25 protein-coding genes and 1 riboswitch are annotated in these 16,948 nt (G+C 36.5%); of the genes, 18 read left to right on the top strand and 7 right to left on the bottom strand.

Annotated elements, in window-relative coordinates:
- Positions 1-47: 47 nt before the first annotated feature.
- The 9 genes from NQZ71_RS12005 to NQZ71_RS11965 all read left to right on the top strand — a co-directional run bounded on the left by NQZ71_RS12005 (position 48) and on the right by NQZ71_RS11965 (position 5,757).
- Positions 48-1,148 (top strand): EAL domain-containing protein, encoded by a 1,101-nt coding sequence (locus tag NQZ71_RS12005; protein WP_317010693.1) that lies wholly within the window; start codon positions 48-50, stop codon positions 1,146-1,148.
- A 55-nt stretch (positions 1,149-1,203) separates the two neighbouring features.
- A riboswitch (SAM riboswitch) is annotated at positions 1,204-1,322 on the top strand.
- Between the two features lie 117 nt (positions 1,323-1,439).
- Positions 1,440-1,616, top strand: coding sequence for a Fur-regulated basic protein FbpA (locus NQZ71_RS12000; protein ID WP_144455883.1), 177 nt, complete (start codon positions 1,440-1,442; stop codon positions 1,614-1,616).
- Positions 1,617-1,685: 69 nt separating this feature from the next.
- Entirely contained in the window at positions 1,686-2,069 is a 384-nt protein-coding gene (locus tag NQZ71_RS11995; protein ID WP_144455881.1) for a ribosomal maturation YjgA family protein, read from the top strand.
- Between the two features lie 275 nt (positions 2,070-2,344).
- A complete protein-coding gene (queC, locus tag NQZ71_RS11990) occupies positions 2,345-3,007 on the top strand; it encodes a 7-cyano-7-deazaguanine synthase QueC (protein WP_144455879.1) in 663 nt (220 codons plus the stop codon).
- 5 nt (positions 3,008-3,012) lie between these two features.
- Positions 3,013-3,495 carry a 6-carboxytetrahydropterin synthase QueD gene (gene queD, locus NQZ71_RS11985; protein WP_144455970.1) on the top strand — a complete coding sequence of 161 codons (483 nt, stop codon included), beginning with the start codon at positions 3,013-3,015 and terminating at the stop codon, positions 3,493-3,495.
- Positions 3,492-4,214 (top strand): 7-carboxy-7-deazaguanine synthase QueE, encoded by a 723-nt coding sequence (queE, locus tag NQZ71_RS11980; protein WP_317010692.1) that lies wholly within the window; start codon positions 3,492-3,494, stop codon positions 4,212-4,214. Before queD ends, queE begins: the two co-directional genes overlap by 4 nt.
- A gap of 193 nt (positions 4,215-4,407) precedes the next feature.
- Positions 4,408-4,788, top strand: a complete 381-nt coding sequence (locus tag NQZ71_RS11975; protein WP_144455875.1) for a hypothetical protein — start codon at positions 4,408-4,410, stop codon at positions 4,786-4,788.
- On the top strand, positions 4,778-5,311 hold the full coding sequence (locus NQZ71_RS11970; protein ID WP_317010691.1) for a TroA family protein: 534 nt from the start codon (positions 4,778-4,780) through the stop codon (positions 5,309-5,311). The genes NQZ71_RS11975 and NQZ71_RS11970 overlap by 11 nt, the downstream gene beginning before the upstream one ends.
- Positions 5,312-5,454: 143 nt before the next feature.
- Entirely contained in the window at positions 5,455-5,757 is a 303-nt protein-coding gene (locus NQZ71_RS11965; protein WP_317010690.1) for a phospholipase A2 family protein, read from the top strand.
- Positions 5,758-5,770: 13 nt separating this feature from the next.
- Here NQZ71_RS11965 and NQZ71_RS11960 read toward each other — a convergent pair whose 3' ends face one another.
- The 6 genes from NQZ71_RS11960 to NQZ71_RS11935 form a co-directional block, all read right to left on the bottom strand.
- On the bottom strand, positions 5,771-6,118 hold the full coding sequence (locus NQZ71_RS11960) for a hypothetical protein (RefSeq protein WP_144455869.1): 348 nt from the start codon (positions 6,116-6,118) through the stop codon (positions 5,771-5,773).
- Positions 6,119-6,262: 144 nt separating this feature from the next.
- On the bottom strand, positions 6,263-6,547 hold the full coding sequence (locus NQZ71_RS11955; RefSeq protein ID WP_144455867.1) for a hypothetical protein: 285 nt from the start codon (positions 6,545-6,547) through the stop codon (positions 6,263-6,265).
- Between the two features lie 314 nt (positions 6,548-6,861).
- Positions 6,862-7,014, bottom strand: a complete 153-nt coding sequence (locus NQZ71_RS11950) for a hypothetical protein (protein ID WP_275007606.1) — start codon at positions 7,012-7,014, stop codon at positions 6,862-6,864.
- A 75-nt stretch (positions 7,015-7,089) separates the two neighbouring features.
- Positions 7,090-7,431 (bottom strand): glycoside hydrolase domain-containing protein, encoded by a 342-nt coding sequence (locus NQZ71_RS11945; protein WP_317010689.1) that lies wholly within the window; start codon positions 7,429-7,431, stop codon positions 7,090-7,092.
- A gap of 14 nt (positions 7,432-7,445) precedes the next feature.
- Complete coding sequence (locus NQZ71_RS11940; RefSeq protein ID WP_260053857.1) at positions 7,446-7,634, bottom strand: hypothetical protein; 189 nt, start codon at positions 7,632-7,634, stop codon at positions 7,446-7,448.
- A 49-nt stretch (positions 7,635-7,683) separates the two neighbouring features.
- Entirely contained in the window at positions 7,684-8,109 is a 426-nt protein-coding gene (locus tag NQZ71_RS11935) for a hypothetical protein (protein WP_317010688.1), read from the bottom strand.
- Positions 8,110-8,275: 166 nt separating this feature from the next.
- Here NQZ71_RS11935 and NQZ71_RS11930 point away from each other — a divergent pair, with 166 nt between their 5' ends.
- From NQZ71_RS11930 to NQZ71_RS11910, 5 genes are all read left to right on the top strand, one after another.
- Complete coding sequence (locus NQZ71_RS11930; protein ID WP_144455860.1) at positions 8,276-8,749, top strand: hypothetical protein; 474 nt, start codon at positions 8,276-8,278, stop codon at positions 8,747-8,749.
- Entirely contained in the window at positions 8,746-9,252 is a 507-nt protein-coding gene (locus NQZ71_RS11925; RefSeq protein WP_275007610.1) for a hypothetical protein, read from the top strand. Before NQZ71_RS11930 ends, NQZ71_RS11925 begins: the two co-directional genes overlap by 4 nt.
- Before the next feature lie 256 nt (positions 9,253-9,508).
- On the top strand, positions 9,509-10,210 hold the full coding sequence (locus NQZ71_RS11920; RefSeq protein WP_186304092.1) for an N-acetylmuramoyl-L-alanine amidase: 702 nt from the start codon (positions 9,509-9,511) through the stop codon (positions 10,208-10,210).
- Positions 10,211-10,367: 157 nt separating this feature from the next.
- Positions 10,368-10,844 carry a CBO0543 family protein gene (locus tag NQZ71_RS11915; protein ID WP_144455854.1) on the top strand — a complete coding sequence of 159 codons (477 nt, stop codon included), beginning with the start codon at positions 10,368-10,370 and terminating at the stop codon, positions 10,842-10,844.
- A gap of 5 nt (positions 10,845-10,849) precedes the next feature.
- Complete coding sequence (locus tag NQZ71_RS11910; RefSeq protein ID WP_144455852.1) at positions 10,850-11,329, top strand: CBO0543 family protein; 480 nt, start codon at positions 10,850-10,852, stop codon at positions 11,327-11,329.
- Between the two features lie 70 nt (positions 11,330-11,399).
- Here NQZ71_RS11910 and NQZ71_RS11905 read toward each other — a convergent pair whose 3' ends face one another.
- Complete coding sequence (locus NQZ71_RS11905; protein ID WP_144455850.1) at positions 11,400-12,095, bottom strand: DUF1796 family putative cysteine peptidase; 696 nt, start codon at positions 12,093-12,095, stop codon at positions 11,400-11,402.
- Between the two features lie 204 nt (positions 12,096-12,299).
- Here NQZ71_RS11905 and NQZ71_RS11900 point away from each other — a divergent pair, with 204 nt between their 5' ends.
- From NQZ71_RS11900 to NQZ71_RS11885, 4 genes are all read left to right on the top strand, one after another.
- A complete protein-coding gene (locus NQZ71_RS11900) occupies positions 12,300-12,956 on the top strand; it encodes a M50 family metallopeptidase (RefSeq protein WP_317010687.1) in 657 nt (218 codons plus the stop codon).
- Between the two features lie 267 nt (positions 12,957-13,223).
- Positions 13,224-14,180, top strand: coding sequence for a magnesium/cobalt transporter CorA (gene corA / locus NQZ71_RS11895; RefSeq protein WP_144455846.1), 957 nt, complete (start codon positions 13,224-13,226; stop codon positions 14,178-14,180).
- Between the two features lie 348 nt (positions 14,181-14,528).
- On the top strand, positions 14,529-15,161 hold the full coding sequence (locus tag NQZ71_RS11890; RefSeq protein ID WP_186304090.1) for a YesL family protein: 633 nt from the start codon (positions 14,529-14,531) through the stop codon (positions 15,159-15,161).
- 24 nt (positions 15,162-15,185) lie between these two features.
- Positions 15,186-16,946: a cache domain-containing sensor histidine kinase gene (locus tag NQZ71_RS11885; protein WP_317010686.1), complete on the top strand. Its 1,761-nt coding sequence runs from the start codon at positions 15,186-15,188 to the stop codon at positions 16,944-16,946.
- Positions 16,947-16,948 lie beyond the last annotated feature (2 nt).

Below are 16,948 nucleotides of genomic sequence, written 5' to 3'. Positions count from 1 at the left end.
GTAAAATAGTACTAAAACTATGTTTGCTTGTTAAAAATCTAGGGAAAATGAACGATAAACATCTAGACGTAAAGAACGAAGTGGGGGAAACAAATTTGGTTTGCGATGTATGTGTTCCGAGAGCAAAGGGCTATAGTGTTTTTTTTCAAGATGCACATTCCATGACACTGCTTTTAGACTATCTCAAGGAAAGCTCTGCAGATGAATATAAATTGATAAACAATACAACCGTTTGGCTGTTAGAGCCTGTTTTTTTTTCGTTTGTCGATTATGCAGCAGTTCATTTAGGTGAATATGGAATTGAAGCAGTCGAAGCAGAGGTTTTTAATCCAGCAAAAAATAAAAACAACAAAAAGCCGATTCATCAGTTTGCAAAAGAAAGGGAAACTGCATGGATAGATGAGTTAATTTCAGAAAACAGAATTATAACTCATTATCAACCAATTATTCGTATGGAAGAAAATATCCCAACAATTTATGGACATGAATTCCTTTCAAGAGGCTTGAATAAAGACGAATCTATCATACCGCCATATAAACTGTTTGAGGCAGCCAGGGTTAGAAATAGAGTTTTTTCATTAGATCGCGCTTGTCGTCTCCAATCTGTCAGAAATGCTGGCATTGTTAAAGATAAGTTAATTTTCATTAATTTTATACCTACTGCTATCTATGTACCGGAACATTGTCTTGCAAGTACCTTTGCTTTAATCAAGGAGTTAGAAGTAGAGCCTTCACAAGTAGTGTTTGAAGTAGTAGAAACAGACGAGGTGCAAAATATTGATCATTTGAAGTCAATTCTTTCGTACTATCGAAAGCATGGCTTTAAATATGCGCTTGATGATGTTGGCACTGGGTACAATCACGTTGATAAGTTGGAGCTGCTCGACCCAGATGTAGTAAAGCTTGCGATAGATTATGTAAATGGTGTCAGCAAGGACAAACTGAAGCAAGAGGTAGCTCTAGCTGTATTACAAAGAAGTCATGCAATTGGTGCACTTGCCCTAGCAGAGGGTGTCGAGCATATCGATGATTATCACTTCCTAAAGGAAATGGGATATGACTTATTTCAAGGATATATGTTTGCAAAGCCTTTAGCTGTTCCAATGACTGACTTGGAATTGCAGAGTTCACTACTGCAAAAGTCTTAAGTATTGACATTTATCAATCTATATGTTTAAATAAATCCAAATATTATATTTCAAAAACTTATCCAGAGAGGTGGAGGGAACTGGCCCATTGAAACCTCGGCAGCGGGTTCATCATTTTTGATGAAAACTGTGCCAATTCCAAGGACGCGAATTATTCGGTCTTACAGATAAGAGGAAGAAATGCATACGACAATGCATTATATGTAATAAAAAATCCTCTTCTGTTAAGAAGAGGATTTTTTTATTTCCTCCCTATACAAGACTAGGATGAGTTTTACAGGAGGCAAAATAATGGACTTTGAACAAACATCATCTTTTCAGGATGAAAAGGATGAATTGATTGAAAAACTAATAGCACTTGGTATATATAAGAAAGAAGCACTTCATTTGTTTGAACTTACGATAACAGAGCTAGAGGAAGTGTATGCACAAGCAGCCTGCAATCAGAGTGGCTTAAGTCAAGGATAGCAATATTTTTGTGTTATTCATGCTTTGTTGTGTAAAATAGATAGCGACAACAAAAAGGCTGGTGCGGGAATGAAAAGAGCAGCAATTTATATAGCAGCAGTTATTGTTTGTATACTTATTGGTTTGTCATCGAGATATACAAGCATTTATCCAAAAATATTACAGGTTCATCTTGGTGATGCCGTGTGGGCGAGTATGATTTACTTTGGATGTAAGCTAATTTTACCTAATGATAAAAAACTGCCCGCAATCCTTTATGCTCTTTTGTTTTGCTGCTTCATTGAATTTAGCCAAGTGTATCAAGCAAATTGGATAGTGCATATGCGCAGCACCATAATAGGTGGACTTATTTTAGGAAAAGGATTTTTATGGATCGATTTAGTTCGGTATACAATTGGGATATTAGTAGCCTTTTGTGCAGATAATTTTCTATTACAAAGAAAAACTGTCTAACACCTGCTGCTTAAAAAAACTGCCATTAATTTAATTATTTGTGTTTTCTTGTATTTACGTTATAATAATGGTTGAGTTTTTAACAGTCCTAGGCATTTATGCCGATAATTTAAGATTGAGAGGTTCTAGCCCCCCTCTTTAAAAAAACTAAGAAGAAGCAGCACTTCTCTCTTGGAGTGCTGTTTTTTTTTATGAATAGGCTAAGATACGTTTAATTTTGGTGCAACGATTATAAATATCATTGTTGCGGTTTGGTAGAAAGGGAGTAATTTAGTATGTTAAGAGATGAAAAAGCAGTTGTAGTTTTTAGTGGCGGTCAAGACAGCACGACATGTTTGTTCTGGGCGTTGGAAACATTTAAAGAGGTAGAGGTTGTTACCTTTAATTATAACCAAAGACATAAGGCGGAAATTCAATGTGCGATTGATATTGCTGATGAGCTTGGTGTAAAGCATCACCTTTTAGATATGGAATTATTAAATCAATTGGCACCAAATGCTCTAACTAGAAGTGATATTGAAGTCAAAGAAGGAGAAAACGGGGAGCTTCCTTCTACGTTTGTTCCAGGAAGAAATCTTGTTTTCTTATCCTTTGCTTCTATATTGGCAAGCCAAATTGGTGCAAAGCATATTATTACAGGCGTTTGTGAAACAGACTTCAGTGGATATCCAGATTGCCGTGATTCTTTTGTAAAATCACTTAATGTGACGCTTAATTTGGCAATGGATACTTCATTTGTTATTCATACACCATTAATGTGGCTTGATAAAGCGGAAACGTGGAAGCTTGCTGACGAATTAGGCAGACTTGATTATGTGAGAGAAAAAACATTAACATGCTATGAAGGTGTTATCGGGGATGGCTGCGGGCAATGTCCGTCTTGTGTTTTGAGAAAGGCTGGATTAGATAAATATCTTCAAGAAAAGGAAGCGAACTAAGAATGATGGATACAAACTTCTTCGGCTTTAAAATCGTGGAAAACCTGCAGAAATTCGGTAAAGACATAAAAAAAGAAGAGCTTAACTACCATCAAAAAAGAGTATTGATTTCAAAGGAATTTACTTTTGATGCAGCACACCATCTTCATTGCTATGAAGGAAAATGCAAAAACCTTCATGGGCACACTTATAAGGTTATTTTAGCAGTAAGCGGATTGACGAATGAAATCGGGCTTGTTATCGATTTTGGTGACTTAAAAACCATTTGGAAGGATAAAATCGAAATTTATTTGGACCATCGCTACTTAAATGAAACACTTCCAAGCATGAACACAACCGCAGAAAATATGGTTGTGTGGATGTATGAAAAATTGAAGCTTGAGTTAAAGCAATACAACAATGACATTCAGCAATTAAGAGTAGAATATATAAAGCTTTATGAAACACCAACGAGTTTTGCAGAAGCAAGAAGGGAATGGATGGGATGAGCAAAATACCGGTGCTTGAAATTTTCGGACCGACAATACAAGGAGAAGGAATGGTTGTCGGCCGAAAAACAATGTTTATCCGCACTGCCGGGTGCGATTACCGCTGCTCATGGTGTGATTCTGCTTTTACATGGGATGGCACTGGCAAGGATGACATCGTCCTCATGACAGCAGAGGAGATATGGGACCGACTTTATGAAATAGGTGGAGATTGCTTTGACCATGTCACCATTTCAGGAGGGAATCCAGCGCTTCTGACAAATCTTATCCATTTTATTGAATTGGCTAAGAAGAAGAAGATCCAATTGGCATTGGAAACACAAGGAAGCAAATGGCAGGATTGGTTCTGGCAAATTGATGATTTGACGATTTCACCTAAGCCGCCAAGCTCTGGGATGAATACCAACTTCGCCATTTTAGATGATATCATTGAGAGGCTAACAGAAAAAAATAATGTGTTCAGTTTAAAGGTAGTTGTATTTAATGAGGCTGATTACGAATATGCGAAACAAGTGCATAATCGTTACCCACAAGTACCATTTTATTTGCAGGTCGGAAATGATGATATTACAAATGGCAATAATGAAGAATTGCTTCGAAAGCTTTTAGCAAAGTATGAATGGCTTATCGATATAACAATGAATACAAAAGAAATGAATGCTGTCCGTGTTCTTCCACAGCTTCATGCTTTAGTATGGGGAAATAAAAGAGGCGTTTAGACTATAAATATCCTTTTTTATCCATATGCGCAGGTTGAAAATACCTATATATCAAGCTTGAATTCCTTTTTATTGGATAATCTTATCTTACTAACGGAGGAATTTTGTAGAATATAATCGAAAAATATCAGAAAAGCATGTATAATAGACTTTTAGAATAGTAGATTCTAACAAGAGGGAGGATCTGATAGTAATGGAATGGACATTAGCCATTTTATTTGGTGCAGCACTATTGCTGTTGATTGCTTCAACAATCAGAAGCCGAAGAACAGCTAAAGCAGAACAAAGAGAAATCGATATGATTCACCTTTCTGTGACAGAAGAATTGACACAGCTGCAAACACAAGTGCGCAATCTAGAGCTCGATATAGAGATTATTGAAAAAGAAACTGGCGTACGTTTATCTTCAGCTGATCGCGTTAAATTAAGAGAAGTTTTAGATTTGCATCGTCGCAAATATTCTATTGAAAGTATTGCTGGCCAAAAGAAGCTTCCAGTAGAACAAGTGGAAAAAATGCTTGCTCCTTTTATTATGGAGAAGGACGAAAGGAGACCTGTTGTAAATGAAGCCTAGTATCATCAGCAGTTTTGCAGCAGGTTTACTATTAGCAGCATCAGTCAGCAGCGTTGCTTATTTTGTCACAAAAGAAGATGCACCAAAAGCAGCAGAAACTACAGCTACAAACACGACTGCAACAGAGGAGAGCACAGAAGGTGTTGAAACAACACCGACTGTCGAAGAGATGCAAAATATACTTTCATCCTCAGGATATGTAGTTCAAACAAAGGAAGCTGCTGAGAAAGCAGAATCAGATTGGCAGAAAAAAGTCGATGCTGCTGAAGAAAAAGCAAGTGAAAGCAAAGAGAGCAATGGTGATGTAGTGTACCGCACTGCAATTTACGTATCAAACGGAATGACAAGTATTGATGTTGGTAATGCATTGAAGGATGCTGACATCATCAAAATGAGCGGCTTTGAATTCTCTAAAGAAGTAGAGAAAAAAGGCGTCGAAAAATACTTGAAACCAGGCTCATATAAAATTGACAGCTCCATGTCAACAAACAAAATTATATCTACTATTTTCCAAAAACAATAAAAAAACAATCACTTATGATGTTTGTACGCTAAACGGCTATACAAACAAATCGTAAGTGATTTTTTTTGTTTTAGGTTTTAAACCATACTTTTATTCTCTAAATCCATAATATGTTAATAGAAGCTTTTATGGAAGGTGAAAAAATGAAAAGGACGAAACGAAACAGAGGATTTTGCCTGCCAGGAGGCTATCGATATTGCGGACCTGGTTGCAGTGGTCCTGGTGCACCAATAAACTATGTGGATTCATGCTGCAAGCAGCATGACGACTGTGTAGCACGATTCGGCTCTAGCTGCAGATGTGACAAGCAGTTAATTGAATGTGTTCAAAGTAAAAGGACTGAAAGGACGCATGAAGGCAGTACAGCAAGACTTATTTCTGGCTTTATGAAATTGCGGACAGATATGAATTGTCCGAAGCAAAAAAGGTCTCATCGTCGCAGATAACAGTGTTAATAGGTCATTGCTTATGGGCGGAAGGAAACGAAAACAGCTTCTGTATATGTTCCTTATCGCGATAAGATCGATAGGAAACAAGGATTTGATCCTCTTTGGAAGCATCCAGCTGCAGGATATAATCACGTTTTTTCTCTAAGTAATAATTGATTCCTTCTGCCTGTAACTCATAAAAATAATAAAAGTCTTCTAATAAAAACTGGCTAACCATTTTTGAATCTGCATGTTTTTCAATAAATTCTGCTAGCTCTATGACAGAAACAGTGGGTTCTTGCTGAATTTGAACAGATTCTGCTGTCTGCATAAAGGTATTTTTTGCTTTTGCCAGCATAGCTCCTAAGAAATTATTCATTGTCTTCCTCCCCTAACTATTTGTAATGATAGTATGTACAATAATGTGTTAACTATCCTTATGAAGGGCTAAGGTTGTTTGGAAGGAAGTACTAAATCGAAGCAACTGGAAATACATAAAAAAAGGGTCTTAAGCAAGACCCTTTTAGGAGAACCTAAATGTAAATAAAACGAGTGTTAAGCCAACTACCCACAGCATCGGTATCAGGTTAATGATAATTGCTGCTGTTTTTCTTTTTTTCCTGAATATCCAGGAAAGAATCGTACAAGCAATAACGGCAACTGGATATAAACTAATAATAAGAACAAATAAAATATTATAAAAGCTGAAACCACCGTCAAAGCTCATGAATGAAAGACCCCAAATAGGCAGCCAAGGTATAAGGCAAAGCACATAAACAATTTGTGTCATAATTAAATAAACTCTCATATTCCCCCCCCTTATTTTTCGATTTCACTTCTTTATTATAGTCAGAAGTGAGGTGATTCACATGCATCTAAAGACTAATGACCATATTTCTCACATACATCATTGTTGATAATTAATGTGAAAAGACAGTGCCTATTTCTATAGCTATTTTTTTGTTCCTTTTATGAGAAAAGACGCACCTTTCGTAGCTTATATTAATTCCGTTCATTAGTCTATTCATTTTTTAAAAATAGCCAAAATGTTGAGAGTATTTTAATTACATACGAAGCTAGGAATACGCAGAAAAAACTTGTACGATTTTATTTCGTGCCAGTTTATTTTATGCACTCCACAACACGTCTGTTAAATTTGCTGTCAAACAAATTAGTATCAATATTGCATGTTTCTGCATCAATTCCATACTGCCAGCCATATGCCATTGCGCCCTCTGGTGCATCCACATCAAAGTCAGGTGCATTTTCTTCCATTGATACGCCAATACTTGGTGATGCTGACCAAATAAATGTGTTATCCTTAATTTCCTGTTTGTTTTCAGCGCTTGGTTAGAACGTATTCACTAAGTCACTGCCACTGTCAAAAACGCTATAGATGCCTGGCTCAAAATTATACGCCTTTATTTCATCATACCAGCCTTCAATAAAAGCAGCATCAACAGGATATGTTGGCTCTATATCTGCAAATATAGCAACCCCATCGGGTGCTCCTAGTTCATTTGCCAGATCAATTACCTCTTTTGCTTCATTTACACCATTGTCATATCCTGTAGCGTCATTAAAGCCATTGTGGATGAGCAAAACATCTGCATCATTTTCATGAAATAAGTCAATCTGTCCACTTGTTAAGCCTGCTGAAACGCCTACATTATGACCTAAATAGCGTGCCACAACTTTTGGGTTTCCTAAGTTCTCGATAACACATTGATAAAACTCTTTTGTTGCTTCACTAGTTGAATCAATTCCCCAAATATAACAGGCTTTTCTTCCGAGGAATTATTGTTTTCATTAGTTGCTTCTTCTTCAGTAGCTTGCTCCTCACTAGAATCCTCCGTTTGTAAAGGCTTGCCAGTTGTTGTATTATCATTTCTCACGTCTACATTAACATAAGCTGGATGTTATTAATTAGATTATTTTCAATTTTTAGTTTGACCGTTGCCAGTTACCTAAATTATGAATGCTGTTATTCAAAGAACCAGTCAGCGTACCATTTAAAAGACTCTCTAGTTTATTTGTAAGTGTAACTTCTGCTTGATTGCTGATAGAGTTTGTTAAACTATTTTGTATTTCTGCATCTTGATTGTCTACTTCGTTTTTTATCGCACTCTCAATGTCTGCTTTCGCTTCACCACTTACATTGTTTTGAATGTTATCCGTAACAGATAAGTTTGCACTGGTTTGCTCTGTGTTTTGTTGGTCAGACTGATTTTCTGTGCAAACATTGCCAGTGGCATCAGTACTGTCAGCGACAGCTGCGGGCTTTGAATTTGAATACAAGAATGCACCGATTCCCAATAAAATAATAAAGAAAGCTGAAGTTGCAATGATTAAATATTTTTTCCAATCCATCGTATCACACCTTCCTTAGTCCTCTTAATTACAATATGTTGAATTGTAACCATTTGTTCGGGCTTGTCTGATAGGAGGAGAGGAAGCATAGGTGAAATTTCTTAGTGGCTGTATAGCAAAAGCAAGGTGCGGAAAAGCTAAAAAAAATGCTTAGTGGGTGAGAAGTATGTTCTTTGTTATTTTTTTCTGTTTCGCTTGGCTGTTTGCAGCCATCTTCTATATCCAACCAAAAGTAATTTCTAAAGCTGAAAATATGATTATTTTTTTAATTATGCTTGTCATAAGTATTCATTGGAATTGGATTATTTACGAGGAGCTTATTTTAGTATCCATCTCAAAAAGTACGGGAGACTATCTATCTTTTTTGATTTTTCGCAGTGTCATCGTTCCCCTAGCTGCAATTATCTATATAAACATCATTCAGACAAACACTACGAAGCTAAAAACAATCATTGTCACCTTTGGTGGTGCTTTCTGTTTATTTGCGTTTATTTTACTTGCATTAGCAGGGGACATTATAGAGATGAAGCATTGGAATCTTATTTTTGACTATCTATATTTCGTCCTGTATTTTTGTGCAGTTTTAGTCATCCATTATTTTTATGTAGCAACTATACAAAAAGAGGGTAATATGACATGAAACTAATTGGAACTTTTGATACGAATGAAATAGCATTGCTTATTTTTATCGGTGTTTCCTATGCCATCATGGCAATATTGCCTAAGAGATTATCAACAGAATTGACTGTATTAAGCATTGTGTGGGGGTTTACCATTGGTGTTCTGTTTGATTTCAGTATTGGTGGCGGTCTGCTTGATTACTACAAGGTCAATGATACAAATCATTTTGAACTGTTTGATTTGGTTTATTATCTGTTGTTTGTTCCATTCGGTTACTGCTTTAATTACTTTTATGAGGTATTGAAGATAAGAGGTGTAATGAGCTTGCTTTACATTATAGGGTGGGTTGGTATCGGGATCGGTGCCCAATTTGTGTTTACGATCCTGCATATCATCACATTACAAAACGGCTACAAGCTCATTCATTCCATCCCGGTATTCTTAGTGATTCAAACAGTGACAGCTTTTCTGTATGCATACATAAAAAAAGAGGAACAAAAAAGTGAAGCAAATGAACAATAAATGAAGTCCAGTTCAATTGTATTTATTAATTATTTAAGTTTAAATGTCGAAAAAAATTAACTTTCTAACTCAACTAAATATATGCCGTAAGCAACTGTATTTCTCCCGACAAGAAGTCAGTACTACCATTTGTCACGAAAATCATCTGGTCTCCATACACTGATATTAGTTGACCGATGAAAGGAAAGAGTCTTTATAACTATATTTACCTTTTAGACGGTTCATACTCACTAGTTCTATAAAGGAGATGGTTAGTATGACAAAAATTTTTATTGATCCAGGGCATGGTGGAACTGATTCTGGAGCTGTTGGAAATGGATTACTGGAAAAGGATTTGACTTTAACAATCGCCAAAAAGATTCAAAGCTTGCTTCAAGGATATGAAGATGTTGAGGTGCGGATGAGCCGCACGACAGATAAAACATTATCGCTCACTCAACGTACAAATGCTGCTAATAATTGGAATGCAGACTTTTTATTATCGGTTCATATCAATGCAGGCGGCGGAACAGGGTATGAGGACTACCGCTACAATACACTTGCTATTTCAAGCAGAACAGGCAAAATTCATGCGACCATTCATAATGCTATTATGGATGAGTTAGCAGCTTACAACATCGTAGACAGAGGTACAAAAGCATCCGATCTGCATGTATTACGTGAGTCTAATATGGACGCCATTTTAACAGAAAGCTTATTTATCGACACACGCAAGGATGCAACCCTTTTGAAAAACGATGAATTTCTTAATGCCGTTGCAGCAGGACATGTTAAAGGACTTGAAAGAGCATTCAATTTAAAGAAAAAAGCAGCCGTTTCAACCTATAAAATTAAATCAGGAGATACACTTTGGGATATTGAAGAAAGATTGAACATTGATCATGGAACATTAGAGAAGCTTAATCCAAATGTAAACGCAACAAAGCTTAGTATTGGCCAAACAATTCGGATTAAATAAGCATTTAGAGAATCATAGGCTCAGCTGTTTAAAGAATAGAAAAGTTAATTATGAACCCCTGCTAATGCAGGGGTTTGTATTATGATAAACAAGATACTAGGTTTTAACTTATTGGGTAAGCTAACAGTATGCAAAGCATTTGAGGTGATTGTTTTTGGTGGTGGTGGATCGATTCATTTTAGCCAGCATACTTGTTATTAGTATCATCATTGCATGGAGATTCATCCCGAAAGAAAAAGCGAGGGATGCCTTCATTTTATATCTGGTTATCCAATTCATAACATGGCCGACAGGATTGTTGGTTGTGGAAATGAAATGGATCGAATATCCCATTCAATTACTCCCAGATGATAATCATGATTATAAGTCGAGTATATATTTTGAGTTTTTTTTGTTTCCATTAACGGCCATACTTTTTAATTTTCATTACCCAGAAACAAAAAAGCTTCTGTTTCAAGTATTATATTATCTTGTGATTGCCGGTTTTTTCACTGCCATTGAATTTATGCTTGAACGCTATACAAAGTTGGTAGAATATCATCAATGGCAATGGTATTGGAGCTACTCAAGTGTTATATTTGTATTATTTTTAAGTCATACTTATTATCAATGGTTTAAAAAAGGATTAGGGTGAAAACCATGCAAAAAGAGGCTTGGATATTACTCATTTTATGGTCAGCTGCACTTATAGTATTATTTCGCTATTTCCGAAAAAGCAATAAACGACTAGCCCAAATGGTTTTTCTGTGCTCACAGTCCATTGCATGGGTTTATGAATTCATTCAAATTAAACTGCATCTCGTCAAATTTCCCTATAGAGAATTTCCATTCGCCACCGATTTAAGTTTTTCGCTTCATTATATGATTTTTCCAACTATAGGAATGCTATTTATCCTTCATTATCCGCAAGGAACGAATAAATTAAGGGTAATTGTCCACTTTTTGGTATTTGGGCTCATCATTCCGACATATAGTGTTGTCGTTGAAAGGACAACCTCCTTAGTAGAATATTTGCATTGGAATTGGCTGTTAGGCTTTTGTTCCAGTCTTATGATGTTAGTAATCCTGAGAATAGTTGCGTGTTGGTTTCAAAAAGGGATGGTTACAGAAAGGGAATGAAGTAGTGAAGAAAATAAAAGGATTACAAAACAAAGCCTTATAGCAGTATCGCTATAAAGCTTTGTTTTGTTTATGACCAGTAACTAGTAACAGACAGTCCGCTGTATACCTCGTCCCAAATAGCGTCATTATTAGGCTCCTCTAAAGGCACTTGAACAGCACATATACTTGGATGTGACCAATGCATATCGCTAACAGTTTGTATGCTTACCGGCTGCATAATTAACAGATTAAACGGAAGCCCATTACGATAGTGTGAAATGGCATCATAAAGTGCTTCTGCCTCTTCTTGTGTAGCAAATCCCCATCTTACAAACAACACTTTCGGGCTACTTGCCAACTTTTCAAAAAGGCTGGAGATACGCTTTTGCAGCTTTTCCTTGTAAGCCGGATAATGAACAGACCAATCTTGATTAGGGACAATCGGGAAATCATGAACAGAGGTGATATTATAAAAGGTATCGTAAATAAAGTGCGCATTAACTGGTTCTGTTCCGCCTTGTGCGGGCATAACTGCAACACCATCATCAAGAGAGCTGGAACTTCCTTCTGTCTGGACAAGATTCGAGAATTCCATAAAGCCTTGAAACTTGTTGTTAAATAACCGAGTCACATCTGAAACTGAGTTGGAAACCATCCAATCAAGGGGAAAGGCAAATCTCCGTAAATTATGCCTTCTTAAATTCAAGGAAGGTCCACACCAGCTGCCAATTCCGAGCAGTAAATCATAGGACCCTTTTAGTTCCTGTAAATTCAATATCATCATTCCTTTGCTTCTGCATGCTATTCATATTATTAAATGTGGCTTAAAGCTAGTTTGCTTGGACAAAGCATCAAAATAGGAATCGTGCTTATAAATCACAAAAATAATTAAGATTTTAGGATTTATTAAGAATCAGCGGCTATAATGCTAAAGGGAGTACAACTTATTACAGAAAACACAGACATTATTAATATAGGAGGAGCAATCATGACATTAACTAGCTTTCTAATATATTTACTTGCCGCAGTCGTTCTTCTGCATATCCCCATACTAGGAAAATATGTTGCGGTCATTCAAACATTGATCCATGAAATAGGGCATGGAGTAATGGCGATTATTTGTGGAGGAAAAGTCAAAAAAATTCACTTGTTTGCAAATACAGAGGGCCTCGCCTTTACTATGCATGCTAATTGGTTTTCAAGATTCATCACAACACTGTCAGGGTATGTGTTTGCATCTGCGTTCTCCTTCTTTTCTATTTGGATGATAACAATAGGAGCTTATGGTATGCTGTTATTTATTTATGTAGGTTTGTGCTTAACAGCATTAGTTTTGTGGATTAGAAATCTTTATGGTTTTATTTGGATTGTTTGTGCAAGCAGCGTTTTTCTATGGCTTTCGATTTATGGAAGCGCAATGCTAAAGGTTCATATACTCCAGCTCCTTACATGTATTTTGTTTGCTGAATCCATTAAAAGTGCTTTTACAATCCTTTATTTGAGCATTAAAAGGCCGAAAAGGGCCGGAGATGCAACAAGCCTTGCCGAAATGACAAAAATCATCCCCGCTTTTATTTGGGGACTCCTGTTTTTTTGTCAAGCAGTGTTTTTCAGCTATTTAAGTGTTAACCATATTATTCAATGAAATAGGCTGATTATTAACTAAACAAAGTTCTATTGAACAAACTCGCTTTTTGTAGAACGCAAGCTTATAACATTAACCAAAAGAAAAATGAACCTATTATAGAAATCTCTATAATAGGTTCATTTTTCTTTAGTCATAATTACGCCTTTTATCATACTTTTCTATGATCAGCAAATCAGCTAAAACGAATATTAACTTTCATGAAAATTCGACCTGTCGGGAACGATAAGCATAACGGGAACTGTTCAGACAAAGGAGCTGTTTTTTTTGATTCAGATTATTGGCATTACATATGAAAATAAATTAGAAGGAAGTAGTTCCTTAAATAATGTCGATATCGGTAAGTTTAAATGGTACTGGGTTGACTTTAGTGAACCGACAGAGGATGAAATCAGACATCTTACTGAAACATTTCATTTTCATCCACTTGCTGTTGAGGACTGCATTCACCGTTTACAGCGACCAAAGCTTGATTATTATGAAAATCATGCCTTTTATGTCACACATATTTTGCGTATTGAGGAGAAAGAAATCGTAAAAGAAGAGCTTGATATGTTTGTTGGTGATGCTGGAATTGTCACCTTTCATTTTTCACCGACAATCGAAGTAACGCAGGTGTGGAGCAATTTATTATCCCATCAGCATGCAGAAAAATGGGATCCCTATTATGTGTTTTATCACATACTGGATAAAATTGTTGATAATTATTTTCCGCTTATCTACAGTTTAGAGGACGAACTCGATAAGATTGAAGATAATACGCAAAATATTTCGATGAACGATTTAATGGAGGAGCTTTTTGATGTAAGGTATATGCTGCTGAATTTAAGGCATACTGTGCATCCAATGCGTGATTTATTATACCGGATGCTTAACTCTCATCATTTAGGCGGAATTAAGGAACGAAGAGAGTATTTTTCCGATATTTATGATCACTTGTTAAAGCTCTCAGAGATGGTGATGTCAAATAGAGAAATGACGGCAGATATGCGCGACAGCTATTTGTCTTTGAACTCCCATCAAACAAATAATGTGATGAAGGTGCTCACCATCATCACCTCGATATTTTCCCCATTAACATTCATTGCGGGTATTTATGGAATGAACTTTAAGCATATGCCAGAATTAACTTGGCATTATGGCTATTATATTTCTCTTGCCTTCATGGCAGCAATGGGAGTAATGATGATCTTGTGGTTTAGAAGGAAGGGCTGGTTTAAATAACAGAGTAGGGATGATGCTTGCGCAAATTATTGCGGGCATCTTTTTTTATAAGCATTGGTAGATAAGCATGCAAAACCGAAGAATAACGCGAAAAAAATGGGTTTATTTCCCTATATTCTTTTGAACAGCTTTCAAAAAATGGTAGATTTACTATATAATATAACCGTACAAACCTAACTAGCAATAGAGAGGAAGCGATGCAAGTAATCTATAAATCACTGTTTTTTATACACTAATATCTGTTATTTTGCACACTTATGCCACCATTTTTCATTACACTTAAAGAAAGCAGAAAATTACATATTTTTGAAAGCGCTTCAAAACTAATGGAATATGGGAGGTAGCACAATGTATCATTTTGTCGCGAATGGGATTTACCGTTTTTGTGAATGGGTAACAAGGCTTGCATATCTTAATCTGCTATGGGGAGTGTTTACACTTTGTGGTTTGGTTGTATTTGGGATAGGACCTTCTACTGTTGCTATGTACAGTGTTTCGAGACAATGGCTGCTTGGTAACACAGATATCCGCATTTTCTCCAGCTTTTTTGCCGCTTTTAAACAGGAATTTCGGAAAGCAAATTTGCTTGGATTTATCCTGCTTGGGTTAGCGGCTATTTTTTATGTTGACTTCAAAATCATTGAATCTATGAACGAAGAAACGTCCATAATGGCCATTATTTTATTAAGCTTGCTGCTTGTGTTCACTGTACTGCTATTGTTTGTATTTCCCGTGTACGTACACTATGATATTCCATTGGTCAGCACCTTTAAATATGCTTTTCTTATCGGCTTTACAAAGCCATTTCATACACTTGGCTTAGTGGCGGGCGGTATGGGGGCCATTTTTGTCAGCTTGCTTCATGTTACCGTCATTATTTTCTTTAGCGGCAGTTTGTTTGCAGTAATAACGACCGCATTTGCTCTTAAAGCATTCCAAAGCATCAGCAGCCAAACAGGCAACCAAGAGGCCCGCCAATAATTTTTAAGGTAAGGGAGCTTTCACATGAAAAAAACTTGGTCCAAATTAGTAGCAACCTATCAAAATTCCAAGCTTAATGTTAAGCTCTTTATCCGCATCACGCTGTTGATGATTGTCACCCTTGCACTTGTATTAATAGGTTTGCAATATGCCTTTTCTCTTTATGATGAACAAATATATGCTAAATCGTCGCAGGTGTTAATGATGTCGTCTAACAGCATTGAAGAACAGCTCGAACGAGTAGAAGAGGCGAGCTTTAATATTGCGGTAGATCCGCAAATACAATCTGCTCTGCAAGAGCTGCAAGGCAATGTAACACACTATGATATATACCGGTTAGAACAAAAGTTAGAGGAAGAATTGGCCAGTTATGTCAGTTCAGAGAAATATATTCACTCTATCTATATATACGATTCGAGCGGCCGCGAGTTTCTGGCAGGCTCCAGCTCCAAACCGCTTGGTGAAAAGGAAAAGCGTCTGGCCCTATATCAAGCAGATCAATATGAAGGCAAAAATTATTGGTTGGAAATGGACGGTGTAAATGAATTTTTAACATCTGTTCGTCTTCTTCGCTCCTATGAGAACTTAAATTTCGAAAAATTAGGTAAATTAGTGATTCGGGTTAACCTAGATAAAATTGTCACAGGCCTTCCTTTATCACAAGGAGAAGCAGGAGGCAATATTATCATCTCCAATAGTAATCAAGTCTTTTATTCACAAAAAGAAAGGGCTGGTTTAACAGAATATTATTTTCAGTCTAAAAAAGGGCAAGGCTATGGCATCGAAAAAATAAATGGAGAAAGATATTTTGTTAATCATATTGCCACTAATTTTGAAGACTGGACCTATTGGAACGTCATTCCCTTTAACGCTATGTTTTCAAAAATAACAGTAGTCAAATATTCGATGATTCTTATTTTCAGCTTGTTATTTATTTTGTTAATTTCGATTGGATTCGAGTTTTTAAAAAGAATTACTAACCCAATTGAGGGGCTTGCGACGACGATGCAGCAGGTACAAAAAGGCGACTTTATGGCAGTGCAAGCACTTAAAGTAGATGAAATGCCTGTTGATGAGGTAGGAACCCTTTATCGGAACTTTAAAACGATGGTTCAGCGCATAGATGAACTGATAAAGGAAAATTTCTCAAAGCAATTACTAGTAAAGGAAACAGAGTTCAAGGCATTACAAGCACAAATCAATCCGCATTTTCTTTATAATACTTTGGAATCGGTCAACTGGCTTGCCAAAACCAACAAGCAGCAGCAAATTTCCAGTATGGTCGAGGCACTTGGACATCTAATGCGTAATTCCATTAACTTCAATGAAGATATCATAACAGTGGAAAAGGAGCTGGAAATCGTCCAAAGCTATTTGACTATTCAACATTATCGTTTTGGAGATCGCCTCGAATTCCAGATGGATATTCCAGCATCTGTAATGTGTGTTTCTATCCCGAAATTAACTCTCCAGCCGCTTCTGGAGAATTCCTTTCAACACGCAGTAGAGCCTTCGCTGGAAATGTCGATTATAAAGCTTGAAGCAGTTGTTGTAGATAACAATCTGCACATCCGCGTTGAGGATAATGGCCCAGGGATTGATCCTAATACACTTCAATACATAAAAAAAGGCATTATTAAACCGAAAGGCACAGGAATTGGTCTAAATAATATTGATACACGCATTAAATTAGGATTCGGTGAACAGTATGGTCTACAAATAGAGAATCTTGATGAGAAAGGGACAGCTGTAACAGTCATTTTACCTATTACAAAGGGGTGTTAGAG

Origin of the sequence: Niallia taxi, from assembly GCF_032818155.1 — a bacterium.
Taxonomy (GTDB): Bacteria; Bacillota; Bacilli; order Bacillales; family Cytobacillaceae; genus Niallia; species Niallia taxi_A.
This window is presented reverse-complemented; position numbering and strand designations above follow the sequence as displayed.